Consider the following 17,388-nt stretch of genomic DNA (forward strand, 5'->3'; position numbering starts at 1 on the left):
GGCACGACTGCGGTGCCTGGGTGGCCCATGTAGCTATCTTTTTTGTATCAAGCGACGCGCCGGGCGCGGGTGCCAGGCCCGGGCACGCACCAGGCCGGGGCGTTGACCCCTGCTCCAGAGGGAGCACAGGGGCGCGACGGCACGGACAGGCGAGCGATCAAATCTGCGCGGCCAGTGCGGCGCCCACCTCGGCGGTGCTCGCGCTGCCGCCGAGGTCGGGCGTGCGCGGCCCGGCCGCCAGCACCTGCTCGATGGCGGTCAGGATGGCGTCGTGCGCCGCGCGCTCCCCCAGGAAGTCCAGCATCAGCGCCGCCGACCAGACCATGGCGATCGGATTGGCAATCCCGCGCCCGGCGATGTCCGGCGCCGAGCCGTGCACCGGCTCGAACAGGCTCGGGAAGCGCCGTTCCGGGTTCAGGTTGGCCGAGGGCGCGATGCCGATGGTGCCGGTGCAGGCCGGTCCGAGGTCGGACAGGATGTCGCCGAACAGGTTGCTCGCCACCACCACGTCGAAACGCTCGGGCTGCAGCACGAAGCGCGCCGCCAGGATATCGATGTGGTGCTTCTCCACCGCCACCTGCGGGTAGTGCGCCGCCATGGCGTCGGCGCGGCCATCCCACCATGGCATGCTGATCGCGATGCCGTTGCTCTTGGTGGCGACGTCGAGCTTGTGGCGTGGCCGCGCGGCGGCCTGCTCGAAGGCGAACTTCAGCACCCGGTCGGCGCCGAAGCGGCTCATCACCGTCTCCTGCACCACGATCTCGCGCTCGGTACCGGCGTACATGACGCCGCCCAGGTTGGTGTATTCGCCCTCGGTGTTCTCGCGCACCACCAGGAAGTCGATGTCGCCAGGCTGCTTGCCGGCCAGCGGGCAGGGCACGCCGGCGAACAGGCGCACCGGGCGCAGGTTGACGTACTGGTCGAACTCGCGCCGGAATTTCAGCAGGCTGCCCCAGAGCGAGACGTGGTCGGGCACGCTCGCGGGCCAGCCGACGGCGCCGAACAGCAGGGCATCCTGGTCCTGCAGTTGCTGCTTCCAGTCGTCCGGCATCATCTGGCCGGTGCGTGCGTAGTGGTCGCAACTGGCCCAGTCGATCGACGTCAGTTCGAGCCGGATGCCGAAGCGCTGCTGCACCGCTCGCAGCACACGCAGCGCCTCGGGCATGACCTCGCGCCCGATGCCGTCGCCGGGGATGATGGCAATGTGGTGCACGCAACTCATGAGAAAGTTAGCGTCGGGGGTGGATGCATGGATCCCCAGGTTTCACCAACGCTCGTGCAATTCGTAATAGACGCTACCCTTTATGCTGTAGCCACTATCGCTGAACAAGCGTTGCGCAGCCGGCGTCAAGTGCAGGTCGTCGGCGAACAGGTAGCGGTCATAGTCGCTCACCCCGGCCTTAAGCGTAGAAGGAGTACACGTGCTCGCATCGGGCGTATTGCAGACGGCGTCACCGAGATTGTCGATCGGCATGCTCTTCCACCTGTCGTTTACGCGGTCGACGTCCGTGCTCACACCCGTGTAGTAAAAGGCCGCCGCATCGACATACGCCACCGAATTGTCCTGGAATGGCGCGATACCCAGAACTGATTTTTGGTCCCCGACCAGCAGTCTCGTGTTGAAGCGGTTTGACAGCTCGTTCAGTTCCACCCGGTGGCCGTATGCCCGGCCCCAGGGGCTCTGACCCAGCCAGTACACGCCGATCACGGCGATGTGACGCGCGCCGGCGTCGCGCAGCCGTCGGACCTGCTCTGCCAGGGCGTCGGCGGCAGCTTCGACCGCCTTGTTCGTGGCCTCCGAGATGCCGGTGGCCTCGACTGCGGCCACGATGTCGTTCATGCCGCCATTGATGAACACCACGTCTTTCTTGGGATCCAGGGTGGTGGCGGCCAGCAGCTCGTCGACCTGCTCCCTGACGCTCGGAGCGCCCCTCGGATCCGCGCTGTCCACCCGAGCATGGCCCTGAGCATAGCCCCAGCCGCCCGCCGATGCCGGTTTGACCTCGAGTTTGTAATAGGAAGCGAGTTGCTGCAGCCAAGTTGGCGAACCGTCCGCAACCGTGTAGGGCTGTCCAGTTGGGCCTTGGCCGACGTCGGAGAAACCGTCGCCGACGGCGATGAAGCGTTCGGCCTGAAGGTCGGAAACCACCGAACTCGAGCCGCACCCCGCCAGCAACGCGACTGCGCCCAGCGCCAGGCCGACAGCGACGCGGCGGATGGAAAAACCAGTCCAGGGACGGGTCATGGGCAAGGCTCCAGGCAAAAGGCGAAGTTTAACGAGTGTCGCGCCTGCCGGCAGGGCTCACGCGGCCGCGGCGGCGCGCTCGAGGCGATCGCGCACGCCATCCCAGTCCGCGCCGGCGGGCGGCGTCTCGACCCAGATCAGCTTGACGCCAGCGTCGTCGAAGCTGCGCAGCACGGCAAACAGCTCGCGCGCCGCGTCCGCGGCATCGTCCGGCATGCGGCGCAGCAGCAGGGCGCTGCTGGCCGAGCGCAGCGGCGCGCGCGACCAGACCGCGATGTGGCGTGCCTCGCTGCCCAGGATGTCGAGCGCGGCACGCAGCTCGCGTGCCTCCATCAGGCGCAGGCGCGCGCGTGGCGCGTAGTGCGCGGCCAGGGTGCCCGAGGCCTTCGGCGCCTGTTGCAGGAGGGCATCGTCCGCCAGCAGCGGCTCGCCGGCGGCGCGCTCCAGCGCGGCACGGCCGAGCTGGCCCGGGCGCAGCAGCACCGGCGCGGCCCGCGTGGCATCGACGATGGCGGACTCGATGCCGATCGGGCAGGGGCCACCGTCGAGCACCAGCAGCGCGTCGCCGAACTCGGCTGCCACATGGGCAGCGGTGGTCGGGCTGACGCGGCCGAAGCGGTTCGCGCTGGGCGCCGCCAGGCCGTGCACGCCGCGCGCCGCGCAGGCCGCCAGCAGGTCACGCGCCACCGGGTGCGCCGGACAGCGCAGGCCGATGGTCGGCTGGCCGCCGGCCGCGCGCTCGGCGACGCCGGCACGCCGCGGCAGGATCAGGGTCAGGGGGCCGGGCCAGCAGGCCGCCATCAGGCGCTGCGCGAATGCCGGCACGGTCGTTGCGAAACGCGCCACGTCGGTCGCGCTGGCCACGTGCACGATCAGCGGGTGATCCTCCGGCCGGCCCTTGGCGCGGTAGATCGCAGCCACCGCGGCCGCGTTGTCGGCGTCCGCCGCCAGGCCATACACGGTCTCGGTCGGCAGGCCGACCAGTTCGCCCGCCGCCAGGGCGTCCGCGGCGCGGGCGATGGCGTCCGCCTGGCTGCCGTCGAGTATCATCGTCGGAACGCCTCCAGCCCGAGCAGTGTCGCGGCGCGCTGCGCCTGCTCGCGCACGCCGGCGGCATCGGGGCCGGTGAAAGTCAGGTGTCCCATCTTGCGGCCGCGCCGCGCCTCCCTCTTGCCGTACAGATGCAGGTGCGCGCCCGGCAGTGCCAGCAGTTCGGCCCAGGGCGGCGTGCGCGGCAAGCCGTCCGCACCCCACCACAGGTCGCCCAGCAGGTTGAGCATGAGCGCCGCGCCCCGCAGGCGCGGCTCGGCCAGGGGCAGGCCGGCCAGGGTGCGCACCTGCAGTTCGAACTGCGAGACCTCGCAGGCATCGATGCTGTAGTGCCCGCTGTTGTGCGGACGCGGCGCCATTTCATTGACCACCAGGCGGCCGTCCCGCAGCAGGAAGTATTCGACGCAAAGCACGCCGACATAGTCCAGCTCGGCCGCGATGCGCTGCGTGGCGAGCTCGGCCTGGCGCGCTTGCGCGGCGGGCAGATTGCCGTCGTGCACGTCGGTCAGCGCAAGGATGCCATCGCGGTGCAGGTTGCGCTGCGGCGGCAGGCTGACGGCCTGGCCATCGCGGCCGCGCGCGACGATGACCGAGCATTCGGCCGCCAGCGGCAGCAGCTGCTCAAGCACGCAGGGAACCTGCCCGAGGCGCTCCCACGCCGCCGCCAGCTCGGCGCGCGTGGCCACGTGCGCCTGGCCCTTGCCGTCGTAGCCCAGGCGCGCCGTCTTCAGGATGCCCGGCAGCAGCATCTCGGGCACGGCGGCCAGATCGGCGGGCCGCTCGATGGCAGCGTGCGCGGCCGGCGCCACGCCGCTGGCAGCGGCGCAGCGCGCGAAGTGCGCCTTCTCGCGGATGCGGTCCTGCGCGATGGCAACGGCTTCTGCCATGGGCGCCACCGGCAGCTTGGCGGCCAGTTGCGCCAGGCTCTCGGCCGGCACGTTCTCGAACTCGGTGGTGACCGCATGGGCCCGCAGCGCCAGTTCGGCCAGGCCGCTGGCGTCGCGGTAGTCGGCCTGGATGAAGTGGTGGCTGACGCGCCCGGCCGGACTGGCCGGGTCCGGATCCAGCACCACGGTCTCATAGCCCATGGCCTGCGCCGCGTGCACGAACATGCGCCCCAGCTGGCCGCCACCCAGCACGCCCAGGGTGGCCGGACGGCCGTCGATCAGCGTGCCGGGGAGCAGGGGCAGGTGGGTGGACATGGAAGGTTCAGGTGAAGGGCACGACCATCCGAACATCCATGCGCAGAGGACGCGGAAATTTCGCAGGGGAGGCAAGACAAGCCAGCAAAACGGCCTTGCTGCATCGCCTGTGTTCTCTGCGCATGGGTGTTCATGGACCGTGAACCGGGATGCCACGCGCTCAACCGGGCGGCAGCGTCATGGCGCGCGCAGCGGCGGTCTGTTCGGCGCGGAAGGCCTGCAGGCGCGCGCGCAGCGCAGCATCCTCGGCGGCCAGCATGGCGGCAGCAAACAGGGCGGCGTTGGCGGCGCCCGCGGTGCCGATGGCGAAGGTGGCGACCGGCACGCCGCGCGGCATCTGCACGATGGAGTGCAGCGAATCGACCCCCTGCAGGTGGCGCGAGGGCACGGGCACGCCGAGCACCGGCACCAGGGTCTTGGCTGCCAGCATGCCGGGCAGGTGGGCGGCGCCGCCGGCACCAGCGATGATGGCGCGCAGTCCGCGCGCCTCCGCGCCCTCGGCGTAGGCGAACATGTCGTCGGGCATGCGGTGCGCCGATACCACGCGCGCCTCGTGCCCCACGCCGAGCTGCTGCAGCAATTGCACCGCGTGCTGCATGGTGTCCCAGTCGCTGCTGGAGCCCATGACCACGCCGACCAGGGGCCGGGTCACGGGTGGCACCTCGGAACCGCAGGCACGCATGGGGCCGCGGCCCGGACATGGGGCCGGCGGCGTGCGACATGGAAACGGGGCGCGATATTCATTTCTTGCACAATGGCCGGACCATTTATCTATTTTGCCTGCAGACCGCCTCATGATCGACGTCACCGTCCAAAACTTCGAAGCCGAGGTCATTGCCGCCTCGATGCAGACCCCCGTGCTGGTCGACTTCTGGGCCCCCTGGTGCGGGCCCTGCAAGACCCTGGGCCCGATCCTGGAAAAGCTGGAGGCCGAGTACGGCGGCCGCTTCAAGCTGGCCAAGATCGACTCCGACCAGGAGCAGCAGCTCGCTGCCGCGTTCGGCATCCGCAGCATCCCGACCTGCATCCTGCTGATGAACGGCCAGCCCGTCGACGGCTTCATGGGCGCGCTCGCCGAAGGCCAGGTGCGCCAGTTCCTGGACAAGCACGTGCCGAGCGAGGGCGCACTGGCGGCCGAGGCCCAGGCCGACGAAGCCGGCGCCCTGCTCGAGTCCGGCGACACCGAGGCCGCGCTGGCCAAGCTGGCCGAGGCGCTGGCCCAGGACCCGGGCAACGACGACGCGCGCGCCGACTACGTGCGGCTGCTGATCGCGACCGGCGCCTACGCGCAGGCGGCCGAGGCGCTGCGCGAGCCGCTGGCGCGCGAACCTCGTCCGCTGCATTTCGAGGCGCTGCGCCGCTGGCTCGATGCGATCGAGTTCGTGCAGCGCGACGAGCGCGGCAACTGGAGCGTCGAGCAGTTCGACGCGAAGATCGCCGCCGACAAGCGCGACTTCGAGACCCGCTTCGCCAAGGCGCAGGCGCTGATGGCCGAGGGCCAGTGGACCGCCAGCATGGACGAACTGCTGGAGATCATCCTGCGCGACCGCAAGTGGAACGACGAAGCGGCGCGCAAGACCTACGTCGCCATCCTGGAGCTGCTCACCCCGCCGCCCGCGCGCGCCGGTGCGGCAGGCACGGGCCAGAGCGCGGGCGGCATCGAGCTGACCGGCAAGGACGCCCGGCAGGAGGACCCGCAGGCCGAATTGCTGTCGAGCTACCGGCGCAAGCTGTCGATGGCGCTCAATTGACGTCCCCTCAGGGCGCTGCGCACCGGATGAAGGCGCGTGCTGGCGTCGCGGATGCAACACCCTGGCGTGGACAAGGGGCATGCATGTTGGTCAAGATGGGGCCGCGCGGCAGGTCGCTGACGGGCGCACCGGCATGCTCGCACGATCCCGGCCGCGCCGGCAGGGCCGCCACCCCGCCATTCCAGTGCGCCTGAATCCGCTGCCCGAACCCAGAACAATCCGGAGGAACCCGCCATGACCCAGCCCCGAGCCACCGGCCTGTCGCGCACGCGCCTCGCCCTGCTCGATCGCGTGATGACCGAGCGCTATGTCGCGAGCGGCCTGTTGCCCGGCTTCCAGACCCTGGTCTGGCACCGTGGCCGGCTGGCACACGCCAACCTGGTGGGCCTGGCCGACCGCGAGCGCGGCGAGGCGCTGCGCGAGGACGCGCTGTACCGCATCTATTCCATGACCAAGCCGATCACGGCGGTGGCGGTGATGATGCTGGTGGAAGAGGGCAAGCTCGGCCTGGACGATGAGGTGCACACGCACATCCCGGCCTGGCGCTCGCTGGGCGTGTACGCCACCGGCATGCCCTCGCTGCTGGGCGCCGAGCCGACCCAGTACCTGACCACTCCGGTGCAGCGCCCGATGCGCGTGATCGACCTGATGACGCACACCGCCGGCCTGACCTACGGCTTCATGATGCGCACGCCGGTGGATCAGGCCTACCGGCGCCTGAAGGTCGCGGACTTCCAGACCGAGGGTGGGCTGGAGGCGATGATCGAGACGCTGGCCACGCTGCCGCTGGACTTCTCGCCGGGCACGCACTGGAACTACTCGGTCTCCATCGACGTGCTGGGCTACCTGGTGGAGAAGCTCTCGGGCCAGCGCTTCAGCGAGTTCCTGCGCACGCGCCTGTTCGAGCCGCTCGGCATGCACGACACGGACTTCCATTGCCCGCCGGACCAGGTCGCGCGCCTGACCACCTGCTACCAGCCCGGGGAAGGCGGCGGCATCGCGCCGTTGGACGACGGGCGCAAGAGCGCGTTCGCCCAGCCGCCCAAGCTGGAATCCGGGGGCGGCGGCCTGGTGTCGTCGGCGCACGACTACCTGCGCTTCTGCCGCATGCTGCTGGGCGGCGGCACGCTGGACGGCGTGCAGATCCTCTCGCCCAAGACGGTCGAGCTGTTCAGCCTGAACCTGCTGCCCGGCGGCAGGCTGCTGTCCGACCTGGTCGCCGGCCCCGGGCTGTTCACCGAATCGGGCTACGAGGGCGTGGGCTTCTCGCTCGGCTGCGCCGTCACCATGGACCTGGCGCGCTCGCACCTGCCCGGCAGCCCCGGCGAGTTCTTCTGGGGCGGGGCGGCCTCGACCGCGTTCTGGATCGATCCGCAGGAAGACCTGGCGGTGGTGTTCATGACCCAGGTCATCGGCAGCCCGGCGCGCCTGACGCTGCGGCGCGACCTGCGCACCCTGGTCTACAGCGCCTTCACCCGGGCGCCCGCCTGAGATGAGATTTCCCTTGTGGCGCCGCATTCCACGTGACCGGGATCGGCCCGCGAGACGCCCCAGACCCTGCCGCTCCCGGCCCGACGGACGGTGCGATGCACCGCGAAAGGCGGACGCGAGCGCACGTCTCGATGGCGGATCACGTTGCCGTGCTTCGATGACGCGCCGATCAATCGTCATGCCGGCGCCAGGCGGAGTCATTTCCCGTCCTGCTGAAGGCGAAGACGTGTGAACCCGTCCAAACGCGCCGCCGACGCGCCCCGCACCGTGGTGCTGGTGCTGGCCGCCATGCTGACGGCGCTGGTCGCGATTGTGCTGGCGCGCGTGGCCTACGGCCTCTTGCTGGCGCCGATGCAGGTCGACCTGGGCCTGAGCCTGGCCCAGGCCGGCAATCTCGGCACGCTGACCGCGCTGGGCTACCTGCTGTTCGTGCTCCCCGGCGGCGTCGCGGCCGCGCGCTGGGGCACGCGCAACGCGGTGCTCGGCGGGCTGCTGATCATCGCGCTGGGCTTCGTCGGCCTGGCGGCAGCCAGCAACTACGCCCTGGTTGCCGCGCTGATGCTGCTGCTGGGCGTCGGCACGGCTGGCTGCTTCGCTCCCATGCTGTCGCTGATCGCGACCTGGTTCCCGCTGCGCCGCGGTCTGATGATCGGCTGGATGACCACCGGCATCGGTGGCGGAATGTTCCTCGCCGGCCTGCTGGTGCCCCAGCTGATGCGGCTGTTCGGCGCGCACGGCTGGCGCCAGGCCTGGGGCCTGTTCGCTCTGATCGCCGCAGCGGTTTTCCTGCTGGTGCTGCTCGGCGTGCGCGATCCGCCGGCGCTGCAGGCGGCCGGCAAGACGCCCGCCGCGGCGGCCGACAAGTGGCGCATCTACCGCCACCCGCGCATCATCACGGTCGGCCTGACCTATGGGGTGCTGGGCGCCGTCTACATCGTGCAGGCACTGTTCATGGTCAGCTTCGCGCAGGCCTCGGGCATCGACGGCGCGGTCGCCGGTGCCCTGTTCTCGATGGCCGGCCTGCTGTCGGTCGCGGCCGGACCGCTGTGGGGCTGGCTGTCGGACCGCTGGAACCGCGCCAGCGTGCTGCTGCTGTCGATGGCGCTGGTGACGGCGGCCATGGCGCTGCCGCTGCTGGCGCAGGCGCTGCCGGTGTTCTTCGTCCACTTCCTGCTCACCGGCTGCGCCTTCCAGGGCGCCTTCACCATGGTGCAGACGATCAGCACCGACCAGGTGGCGCCGCGCCACATTCCGATCGCGGTCAGCTACGTCACGCTGTTCTTTGCCGGCGGCCAGTTTCTTGGCCCGGCGGCGGGCAGCTGGCTGATCGGGGTCGGCGGCTTCAAGGCGGCGCTGGCGTTTGCCTGGACGCTGCTGCTGCTGGGCCTCATCCTGGCGCAGCGGATGCGCCGCTTTCCGGCGCAGCCGGCGGTGTCCTGAAACCGAGCGCAAGCGCCAGCGCCACATATTCGTCCACCGGCACCTCCTCAGCGCGTCGCTGCAGGTCGAACGCACCGGCAAAGGCGCGCGCCTCGAGCCAGCGCCCGAGCGCATGGCGCAGCAGCTTGCGTCGCTGGCTGAAGGCGACCTGCACCAGTTCGGACAGCGCGGCGACGCGCAGCGGCTCGAACTCGGCGCGCGGCACCATGCGCACCACGGCGCTGTGCACGCGCGGCGGCGGCTCGAACGCCGCCGGTGGCACGTCGAACAGGTGCTCGAGCACGTAGCGCCATTGCAGCATGACCGACAGGCGCCCGTAGTCGGCGCTGCAGGGCGCCGCCACCATGCGATCGACCACCTCCTTCTGCAGCATGAAGTGCTGATCCTCGATGCCGGCCGCAAAGGGCAGCAGGTGGAACAGGATCGGGCTGGAGATGTTGTAGGGCAGGTTGCCGCAGACCCGGATGCGCGTGGCGGGTGGCGCCGGGCGGATGGCGCCGAAATCGACCTTCAGCACGTCGGCCTCGATCACGCTGAGCTGCGGGCGCGCGCGCAGGCGTGCCGCCAGGTCGCGGTCGAGCTCGATCACGGTGAGGCGGCCGAGCCGCTCGAGCAGCGGCTCGGTCAGGGCCGCCAGGCCGGGGCCGATCTCGACCATGGTCTGGCCCGGCCGGGGGTCGATCGCGCGCACGATGGCATCGATCACTGCCGGATCGGCCAGGAAATGCTGGCCGAAGCGCTTGCGCGGGATGTGCTTCATGGCGGCGACGACGGGTGACTTCGCCGCTGCACGGCATCCATGACAAGTGAAGGATGCACTGCGGGTGAGCGCCAGGTCATCCGTCATCGCGCCGCGCAGCGGCGAAGTCGTTCGTCATGAGTCAGTTCGGCGGCTCGCGGTATTCGACGTAGGCGCGTCCGCGCACCTCGCGCGCCCAGGTCTCGAAGGCTTCCTCGGCCTTCTTCTCGCGCAGCATGTTGCGCGCCAGCTCGCGCTGCTCGGCACCCGTGAGCACCTGCTCGCGCCGGCCCTCGACCTGGATCAGGTGCACGCCGAAGCGCGTCGTCACCGGGTCGCTGACCTGGCCCGGGTCGAGGTTGTTCATGGCCTGCTCGAATTCGGGCACGAACTGGCCGGGCGCGGCCCAGCCGAGCTCGCCGCCATCGGCCGCGCTGGCGTCCTGCGAGTGCGCGCGTGCCAGCTCGGCAAACGTGGCCTGGCCAGACTGGATGCGGCGCTTGTAGTCGGCCAGGCGCTCGCGCGCCACCTGCTCGCTCTGCGTCGGGCCGATCTTCAGCAGGATGTGGCGCACCTCGGTCTGCGGGATGCGCACCTCGGGCGGTTCGCGATTCACCTTGCGTTCCAGCACCTTGAGCACGTGGAAGCCCGCGTCCGACTTGACCGGCCCGGCGATGCCCCCGGTGCGCACGCCCTGCGTGCTCTGGATGAACAGCCCCGGGTACTGCTGCGTCGGACGCAGGCCGAGCACGCCGCCATCGCGCCCGCGCTGGTTGGCGTCCGAGAACTCGACCGCCAGCGCGGCGAAATCCTCGCCGGCGCGCGCGCGCCGCGCCACCTCGTCGGCGCGCGCCTTGAGCCGCTCGACCTCCGCCGCGTCCGCGTGCTCGGGCACGGCCACCAGGATCATCGCCAGGTTGATCTCGGGGACGCCGGGCTGGGCGCCGGTCTGCTCGCGGATGAAGGCGTCGATCTCGGCGTCGCTCACGCGCAGCTGCGGCTCGATCTCGCGCTCGCGCAGGCGCGCCAGCAGCACCTGGTTGCGCAGGTCGTCCTGGAACTCGCGCACCGAGATTCCTTCGCGCTCGATCTGCCGGTGCAGCGCCTCGACGCTGGGCAGCTGGTTCTGGCGCGCGATCGCCAGCTCCGCCTGTGCCAGCACCGCAGCGTCGACCTTCAGGCCGATCTCGCGCGCGTACTGCAACTGGGCGCGCTCGGCGATCAGGCGCTCGAGGATTTCCTTGCGCAGCTCGGCCGCCGGCGGCGGTGGCAAGCCGCGCGCCTGCATCTCGCGCTCGGCGCGCGCCGCGCGCGCTCGCACCTCGTGGTTGGTGACGGGTTCGGAGTTGACGACGGCAACGATGTAGTCGGCCTGGCGCGAGGTGCTGCCGGCGGCCGCCGCGGCCGGAATCGGCCGCGCTGCAGGTTGCGCCGCGGCGCCCGATTGGGCCAGCGCGGGGCCCGCCAGGCTCAGCCACAGTGCCGGGCCGACCCAGGCGCAAGCAAGACTCGACAGGGTTCTATTCATATTCGGTAAAGCGGCTTGGCGGAGTGACTTCCTCGCGCAGCATCTGGTAGTGGGGGATGCTGTTGCGCAAGGTGCGCAGCGAATTGGTGCCCAGGCGCGACAGGCCGATGAATTCGAGCTGGAACATGATGCGCTTGGTGGACGAACTGTACGAGCTGTTGAGCTTTTCCACCACCACGCGGCCGATCCAGCAACCCGCATCGTATTCGAAGCCGACCAGGCCTTCCACCAGCCGGCGTTCGCTCAGACTGTAGTTGAGGCGGCCGACCCCGTACCAGCGCCCGCTGCAGCTGCCACCGGCGGCGCGGCGCGTGGTGCCGAGCTCGGCGCGCCGGCCCAGCAGGTCGGCCAGCGGCCACTGCCAACCCAGGTCGATGGATTCGTTGCGAACGTCGCGCTGGCGCCGGTAGGCCGCGCTGACGGTGTGGTAGCGCTCGGGCGAATAGCGCGCGTCGATGGTGGTGCGCGTGGAGCGCCGTGTCTCCAGGTTGTACTGCACCACGGTGGAGAAGGCCCAGCGCGGGTCCCAGTTGACGCCGGCGCCCAGCATCACGTCGGACAGCCCGCGTCCTTCGGCCAGGCTGCCGGGCAGCACCACCTTCTGCGGCGCGAAGCGATAGCGTTGCGCAACCGACAGGCGCAGCGCCTCGGCGCCGGTGGCGGGATCGATCAGCCGGCTGGTCAGGCCCGCCGTCACCAGATGGTTGTCGGCGATGCGATCGTTGCCGGCAAAGGCGTTCTCGGACCAGATCGTGGCGAAGTTGAAATCGTAGGCACCGGTATCGTAGAGCGGCAGCCGGCTCTGGTCGCGATACGGCGTGGCGATGTACTTCAGGCGCGGCTCCAGCGTCTGCGTGAAGGCGCGGCCGAAGAAGCGCGTCGGCCGCTCGAACACCAGGCCGCCGTCCAGGCTGAAGGTGGGCAGGACGCGGCTGGCCGTGGTGGCGCCATCGGCCAGCGGCCGGTCGAACTGGTAGTGCGTGGCGTGCAGTTGCAGCCGCGGCGTGAGGAAACCCCAGGGCCGCACCCAGGGATAGGCGAGCTGCGCGTGCAGCAGGCTGCGATCGGCATCGGGCTGGTGAGTCCAGAAGGGATCACCGCGAAAGCGCGTGTATTCCCCGTCGACCGCGTAGTCCAGGCCGTGCGTGCTCGTGTGCGCCCAGCGCCCCGTCACCTGCGGCAGCCGGTCGTAGGGTGGCACGATGGGCGCCCCCGGATCCTGCAGCGTCTGCCACTTGAGCGCGCGCACGTTGGCCGAGAAGTCACCGCGCGCCCAGGACAGGGCGCCGTCGTTGGCCAGCAGGCGCGTCGTGAGCGGCTCGCCGCGCCGCGTGAAGTCGCGCCAGTAGTCGTTGTCGCTCACGCGGTTCAGGTTGAGCCCCAGCCCGAGCGCGCCGATGGCGTCGAAACCCGTGTCGTGGCTCCCGTTGTGGCGCGCGAACAGGCTCCAGCGCGTGCGCTGGCGCAGGCGGTCGTCCGGCATCACGCTGGCGTTCACGCGGCCCTGGTAATTGCCCTCCAGGTAGCGAAACTCGCCGCCGAGATCGACGCCGCGGCGCGACATCACGGTGGGCGTGAAGGTGGCGTCCCGGTTCGGCGCGATGTTCCAGTACCAGGGCAGGGACAGCTCCAGGCCGCTCTTGCTGTCCAGGCCGACGGTGGGCGGCAGCCAGCCCGACTTGCGCTGCTCCCCCAACGGGAAACTGAGTGCCGGCACCGGCAGGATCGGCACGCCCTTGAATTCCAGCACCGCGCCCTGGGCCCGGCCCTCGTCCTCCTCCTGGTCCAGGTCGAGCCGGTCGGCGCGCAGGATCCAGTCGGGCACCCAGTCGGGCCCCGGCCGCGGACAGGTGGTGTAGCTGCCCTGGTGCACGGTGGCGTGGTCGGCATCGCGGAAATCGATGCGCTCGGCCTCGCCATGCGCGCCCGTGGCCAGCAGACGGTAGGTCGGTCGCAGCAGGAAGCCCTCGAAGGCGTCGAGCTGCAGCTCGCCCTCGGTGCCGCCATAGCGGTTGCCCTTCAGGTTGACGCGCACGTCGCCTTGCGCGCGCGCGCGGTTGGTGCGTTCGTCATGGCTGAGCCGGTCGGCACGCAGCACCAGCCCGGGACGTCGCAACTCGGCATGGCCCTCGATCGTCGTCTCCAGCCCGGCGCGACCCTCGATCCGATCGCCGCGCACGAAGGTCGGTGACTCGCCCTGCACGGGCACGGCTTCCGACAGCATCGGGGTCGCGCGCAGCACCAGTGCCGCGTCCGGCTGCGCCAGTGCCGCCGTCGCCCCGCAAGCGGACAGCAGGCCGGCGGCGAGCGCGCGCGTGAGCGGCGCCAGGCTGGGCCGACCCGCTGGGCGGCGGGACAGAGGGGGCGATCGAAGGCGCACGGGCAGGGGAACGGACGGCGGCCCGTGACGGGCGCGCTCTAGAATCAATTATCCATGAGCGAACCACTGGCCCATCCCGCGCCCATCCCCTGGGAAGACCCGCGCCGCGCCGCGGCATTCGAAGCCTGGCTCGCGCCCCTGGCCGGCGCGCACGGTCTGCGCCGGGACAGCCTGCGCCCGGCCTCGGCCGACGCCAGTTTCCGGCGCTACTTCCGTATCGACGCCGACGCCGGCGCGAGCCGCATCATCATGGACGCGCCGCCAGCGCAGGAAGACTGCGCCCCCTTCGTGCAGGTGGCCGGCCTGATGCAGGCCGCCGGCCTGCGGGTGCCGCGGATCCTGGACTGGGAGCGCACGCACGGCTTCATCCTGATGAGCGACCTGGGCACGCACACCATGATGGACGTGATCGACCGTGCGCGGCCGGACGCTAACCGCGCGCTCTACCTGCAGGCCGTGGACGCCTTGCTGGCCTGGCAGCAGGCCAGCCATCCGGGTGTGCTGCCGCCCTATGACGAGGCCCTGTTGCGGCGCGAGCTGCAGCTGTTCCCGGACTGGTACGTGGCGCGGCACCGCCAGCGCGCGCTGAGCGACGTGCAGCGCGACACGCTGGCGCGCAGCTTCGACCTGATCGTGGCGCGCAACCTGGCGGCGCCGATGGTCTACGTGCACCGGGACTTCATGCCACGAAATCTGATGGTGCCCCCGCGCTCCCCTGCTGCGCAGGGTGCGCTGCCACCCGAGGGGGCTCCGCCCGCCCTGGGGCGACCCGGCGACGGGCGGGTCCGTGATGCTGCGGTGCTCGGGGTGCTCGACTTCCAGGACGCCGTCCACGGCCCTGTCAGCTACGACATCGCCAGCCTGATGCGCGACGCCTTCCTGTCCTGGGACGAGGAATTCGTGCTCGACATCACGGTGCGCTACTGGGAGCGTGCGAAGAAGCTCGGCCTGCTCGACTTCGAGGACTGGCACGCCGACTTCGGCAGCTTCTGGCGAGCGGTCGAATGGATGGGGCTGCAGCGCCACCTCAAGGTGGCCGGCATCTTCGCGCGCCTGACCCTGCGCGACGGCAAGCCGAAGTACCTGGCCGATGCGCCGCGCTTCATCGCCTACATCCGCCACACGGCGGGGCGCTACCGCGAGCTGGCGCCGCTGCTGCGCCTGCTGGACGAGATCGAGGGCACGCAGGCGGAAAGCGGCTGGGCCTTCGGGCGGGTTTGAAGGAATTGGACATCCATACGCAGAGAGCGCAGGGCTTACGCAGAGGACGCAAAGGAAGACAGGAATCGCTGGAATGAGTCTTCTGCGTCTTCTGCGAAATCTTGGCGTCCTCTGCACATGGATGTTCAGGTCGGCGTCGGGCCTCAGCGCCGCAGCAGGCGCAGCCCGTTGGCGACCACGATCAGGCTGGCGCCGACGTCGGCGAACACCGCCATCCACATGGTCGCCAAGCCGGCCAGCGCCAGCACCAGGATCGCGACCTTGATGCCCAGCGCGAGCACGATGTTCTGCCACAGCACGCCGTGCACGCGGCCCGACAGGCGCAGCAGCTCCGGCAGGCGGCGCAGGTCGTCGTTCATCACCACGACGTCGGCGGCCTCCATCGCGATGTCGGTGCCGGCGCCGCCCATGGCGACGCCGAGGTCGGCGCTGGCCAGCGCCGGCGCGTCGTTGATGCCGTCTCCCACCATGGCGGTGAAGCCGTGGCGCGCGCGCAGCGCGGCGATGCGCTCCAGCTTGTCCTGCGGCAGCAACTCGCCCTGGGCCACATCCACCCCCACGGCCTGGCCGACCGCCTGCGCCGCGGCCTGGCTGTCGCCCGAGAGCATGACGGTGCGGACGCCCAACGCCCTGAGCTCGGCCAGGGCCGCCTGCGCGTGCGGCTTGACGGTGTCGGCCACCGCCAGCAGGGCCAGCACGCGCGCTCCCTCGACCAGCAGCGACAGGCTGCGCCCCTCGGCCTGGTGCGGCGCGAGCTTCGCCGCCAGTTCGGCGCTCTCCAGGCCCAGCGCCTGCGCGGCGCGCCAGCCGATCAGCCGCAGATGGCGGCCGGCCACCACCGCCTCGACACCGTGGCCGGGCTGGTCGACGAAGCCGTCGAAGGGCAGCGGCCGCACGCCCTCGGCCGCCAGGCCCTGGGCGATGGCGCGCGAGACCGGATGGTCGGAGGCGCCGGCCAGCGTCGCGGCCCAGCGTGGCCAGTCGGCCGGCAGGTCGGCGGTCAACGCCTGGCGCGCCACCAGCGCCGGCCGGCCCTCGGTCAAGGTGCCGGTCTTGTCGAAGGCGATGGCGCGCACGCGCCGTGCCTGCTCCAGGTGCAGGCCGCCCTTGATCACCAGGCCGCGCCGCGCGGCGCGCGCCAGCGCGCTCACCAGGGTCACCGGCGTGGCGATCACCAGCGCGCAGGGACAGGCGATCACCAGCAGCACCAGCGCCTTGTAGAGCGCACCGTGCCAGGGCCAGCCCAGCAAAGCGGGGCCGAGCAGCGCCACCGCCAGCGCCAGCATGAACACCACGGGCGTGTAGGTGCCGGCAAAGCGGTCGATGAAGGCCTGCGTCGGCGCGCGCGTGGCCTGGGCCTGCTCGACCGCGTGGATGATGCGCGCCAGCTGGGTGTCTCGCGCTGCCGCCGTCACGCGCAGCTCCAGCACGCCGGTCTGGTTCAGCGTGCCGGCGTACACCGTGTCGCCCACGCCCTTGTCCACCGGCAGGCTCTCGCCCGTGACCGGGGACTCGTCCAGCGCACTGGCCCCGGCCGTCACCACGCCGTCCAGCGCGAGCCGCGCACCGGGCTTGACGCGCACGCGGGCGCCCGGCTGCACCTCGGTCGCCGCCACCACCCGCCACTGGCCGTCGGCATCCAGCAGCTCGACCGCGTCCGGCGCCATGCGCAACAGGTCGCCGATGGCGCCGCGCGCGCGATCGACGGCGCGCGCCTCCAGGAACTCGGACAGCGCGTACAGGGCCATCACCATCGAGGCCTCGGGCCACTGGCCGATCAGGAAGGCGCCAGTCACCGCCACCGCCATCAGCGCACTGATGTTCAGGCGCAGGCGGCGCAACGACCGCAGGCCCTTCCAGTAGGTGGCCAGGCCCGACAGCAGCACGGCCAGCGCCGCCAGCGCCATGCCGGCGGGCACCCAGGCCGCTGGCGCGAAGGCATGGATCAGTTCGGCCGCCAGTGCCAGCAGCAGCGCCAGCACGAGGCGTGCCAGGCCGGGCGCGAGCAGCAGCGCGCCGGCGCGCGCGCGCCAGCCCGCCTGGGCATGAGCGTGATCGTGATCGTGGTCATGCGGCTGGTCGGCGCCGTGCGCCGCCGCGCCGCGCGGCGCGAAGCCGGCCTGGCGCAGGCGCGCCTCGACCTCCGGCAGGCTGCCGGGCAGCGCGTCGACCTGCAGTTCGCGCGCGCCCAGGCGAAAGCGCAGCCCGCGCAACCCGGCGACGTCGCCAAGCGCCTGGCGAATCTCGGCTTCCTCGGCCGCGCAATCCATGTTGGGGATGCGGTAGACCGCTTGTTCGATGGTCCTTGCGGTGTGCATGTCGGCATTGGAAACCCTGGAGC

At 71.1% G+C, this 17,388-nt stretch carries 13 protein-coding genes; 4 read left to right on the forward strand and 9 right to left on the reverse strand.

Features of this window, described 5'->3' with window-relative positions:
• Window positions 1–157: 157 nt before the first annotated feature.
• The 5 genes from PKA16_RS09805 to purE form a co-directional block, all read right to left on the reverse strand.
• The gene (locus PKA16_RS09805) at window positions 158–1,222 is read right to left on the reverse strand and encodes a tartrate dehydrogenase (RefSeq protein WP_324402770.1); all 1,065 of its coding nucleotides are present in this window, start codon (window positions 1,220–1,222) and stop codon (window positions 158–160) included.
• A 42-nt stretch (window positions 1,223–1,264) separates the two neighbouring features.
• Window positions 1,265–2,245, reverse strand: a complete 981-nt coding sequence (locus PKA16_RS09810) for an SGNH/GDSL hydrolase family protein (RefSeq protein WP_324402772.1) — start codon at window positions 2,243–2,245, stop codon at window positions 1,265–1,267.
• Between the two features lie 57 nt (window positions 2,246–2,302).
• On the reverse strand, window positions 2,303–3,295 hold the full coding sequence (locus PKA16_RS09815; RefSeq protein WP_324402774.1) for an L-threonylcarbamoyladenylate synthase: 993 nt from the start codon (window positions 3,293–3,295) through the stop codon (window positions 2,303–2,305).
• Window positions 3,292–4,497 (reverse strand): 5-(carboxyamino)imidazole ribonucleotide synthase, encoded by a 1,206-nt coding sequence (locus PKA16_RS09820; RefSeq protein ID WP_324402776.1) that lies wholly within the window; start codon window positions 4,495–4,497, stop codon window positions 3,292–3,294. Before PKA16_RS09820 ends, PKA16_RS09815 begins: the two co-directional genes overlap by 4 nt.
• A gap of 160 nt (window positions 4,498–4,657) precedes the next feature.
• Window positions 4,658–5,122 (reverse strand): 5-(carboxyamino)imidazole ribonucleotide mutase, encoded by a 465-nt coding sequence (gene purE / locus PKA16_RS09825; protein ID WP_324402821.1) that lies wholly within the window; start codon window positions 5,120–5,122, stop codon window positions 4,658–4,660.
• 169 nt (window positions 5,123–5,291) lie between these two features.
• Between purE and trxA the strand changes: the two genes are divergently transcribed.
• The 3 genes from trxA to PKA16_RS09840 all read left to right on the forward strand — a co-directional run bounded on the left by trxA (window position 5,292) and on the right by PKA16_RS09840 (window position 9,179).
• Window positions 5,292–6,248: a thioredoxin gene (gene trxA / locus PKA16_RS09830; protein WP_324402778.1), complete on the forward strand. Its 957-nt coding sequence runs from the start codon at window positions 5,292–5,294 to the stop codon at window positions 6,246–6,248.
• A 234-nt stretch (window positions 6,249–6,482) separates the two neighbouring features.
• Window positions 6,483–7,739, forward strand: coding sequence for a serine hydrolase domain-containing protein (locus PKA16_RS09835; protein ID WP_324402780.1), 1,257 nt, complete (start codon window positions 6,483–6,485; stop codon window positions 7,737–7,739).
• Between the two features lie 228 nt (window positions 7,740–7,967).
• Window positions 7,968–9,179, forward strand: a complete 1,212-nt coding sequence (locus tag PKA16_RS09840) for an MFS transporter (protein ID WP_324402782.1) — start codon at window positions 7,968–7,970, stop codon at window positions 9,177–9,179.
• Here the strand turns inward: PKA16_RS09840 and rsmA are convergent.
• The 3 genes from rsmA to PKA16_RS09855 all read right to left on the reverse strand — a co-directional run bounded on the left by rsmA (window position 9,127) and on the right by PKA16_RS09855 (window position 13,826).
• Complete coding sequence (gene rsmA, locus PKA16_RS09845; protein WP_324402783.1) at window positions 9,127–9,939, reverse strand: 16S rRNA (adenine(1518)-N(6)/adenine(1519)-N(6))-dimethyltransferase RsmA; 813 nt, start codon at window positions 9,937–9,939, stop codon at window positions 9,127–9,129. The two genes, PKA16_RS09840 and rsmA, sit on opposite strands and share 53 nt — an antisense overlap.
• A gap of 121 nt (window positions 9,940–10,060) precedes the next feature.
• Entirely contained in the window at window positions 10,061–11,446 is a 1,386-nt protein-coding gene (locus tag PKA16_RS09850; protein ID WP_324402785.1) for a peptidylprolyl isomerase, read from the reverse strand.
• Window positions 11,439–13,826, reverse strand: a complete 2,388-nt coding sequence (locus PKA16_RS09855) for an LPS-assembly protein LptD (protein WP_324402787.1) — start codon at window positions 13,824–13,826, stop codon at window positions 11,439–11,441. The genes PKA16_RS09850 and PKA16_RS09855 overlap by 8 nt, the downstream gene beginning before the upstream one ends.
• Window positions 13,827–13,880: 54 nt before the next feature.
• On the opposite strand from PKA16_RS09855, the gene PKA16_RS09860 reads away from it, so the two are divergent.
• Complete coding sequence (locus PKA16_RS09860) at window positions 13,881–15,047, forward strand: phosphotransferase (protein ID WP_324402789.1); 1,167 nt, start codon at window positions 13,881–13,883, stop codon at window positions 15,045–15,047.
• A gap of 143 nt (window positions 15,048–15,190) precedes the next feature.
• Here PKA16_RS09860 and PKA16_RS09865 read toward each other — a convergent pair whose 3' ends face one another.
• Window positions 15,191–17,365 carry a cation-translocating P-type ATPase gene (locus PKA16_RS09865; RefSeq protein ID WP_324402791.1) on the reverse strand — a complete coding sequence of 725 codons (2,175 nt, stop codon included), beginning with the start codon at window positions 17,363–17,365 and terminating at the stop codon, window positions 15,191–15,193.
• Between the last annotated feature and the right edge of the window lie 23 nt (window positions 17,366–17,388).

Source organism: Ottowia sp., assembly GCF_035325765.1.
Classification (GTDB): Bacteria; Pseudomonadota; Gammaproteobacteria; order Burkholderiales; family Burkholderiaceae_C; genus Ottowia.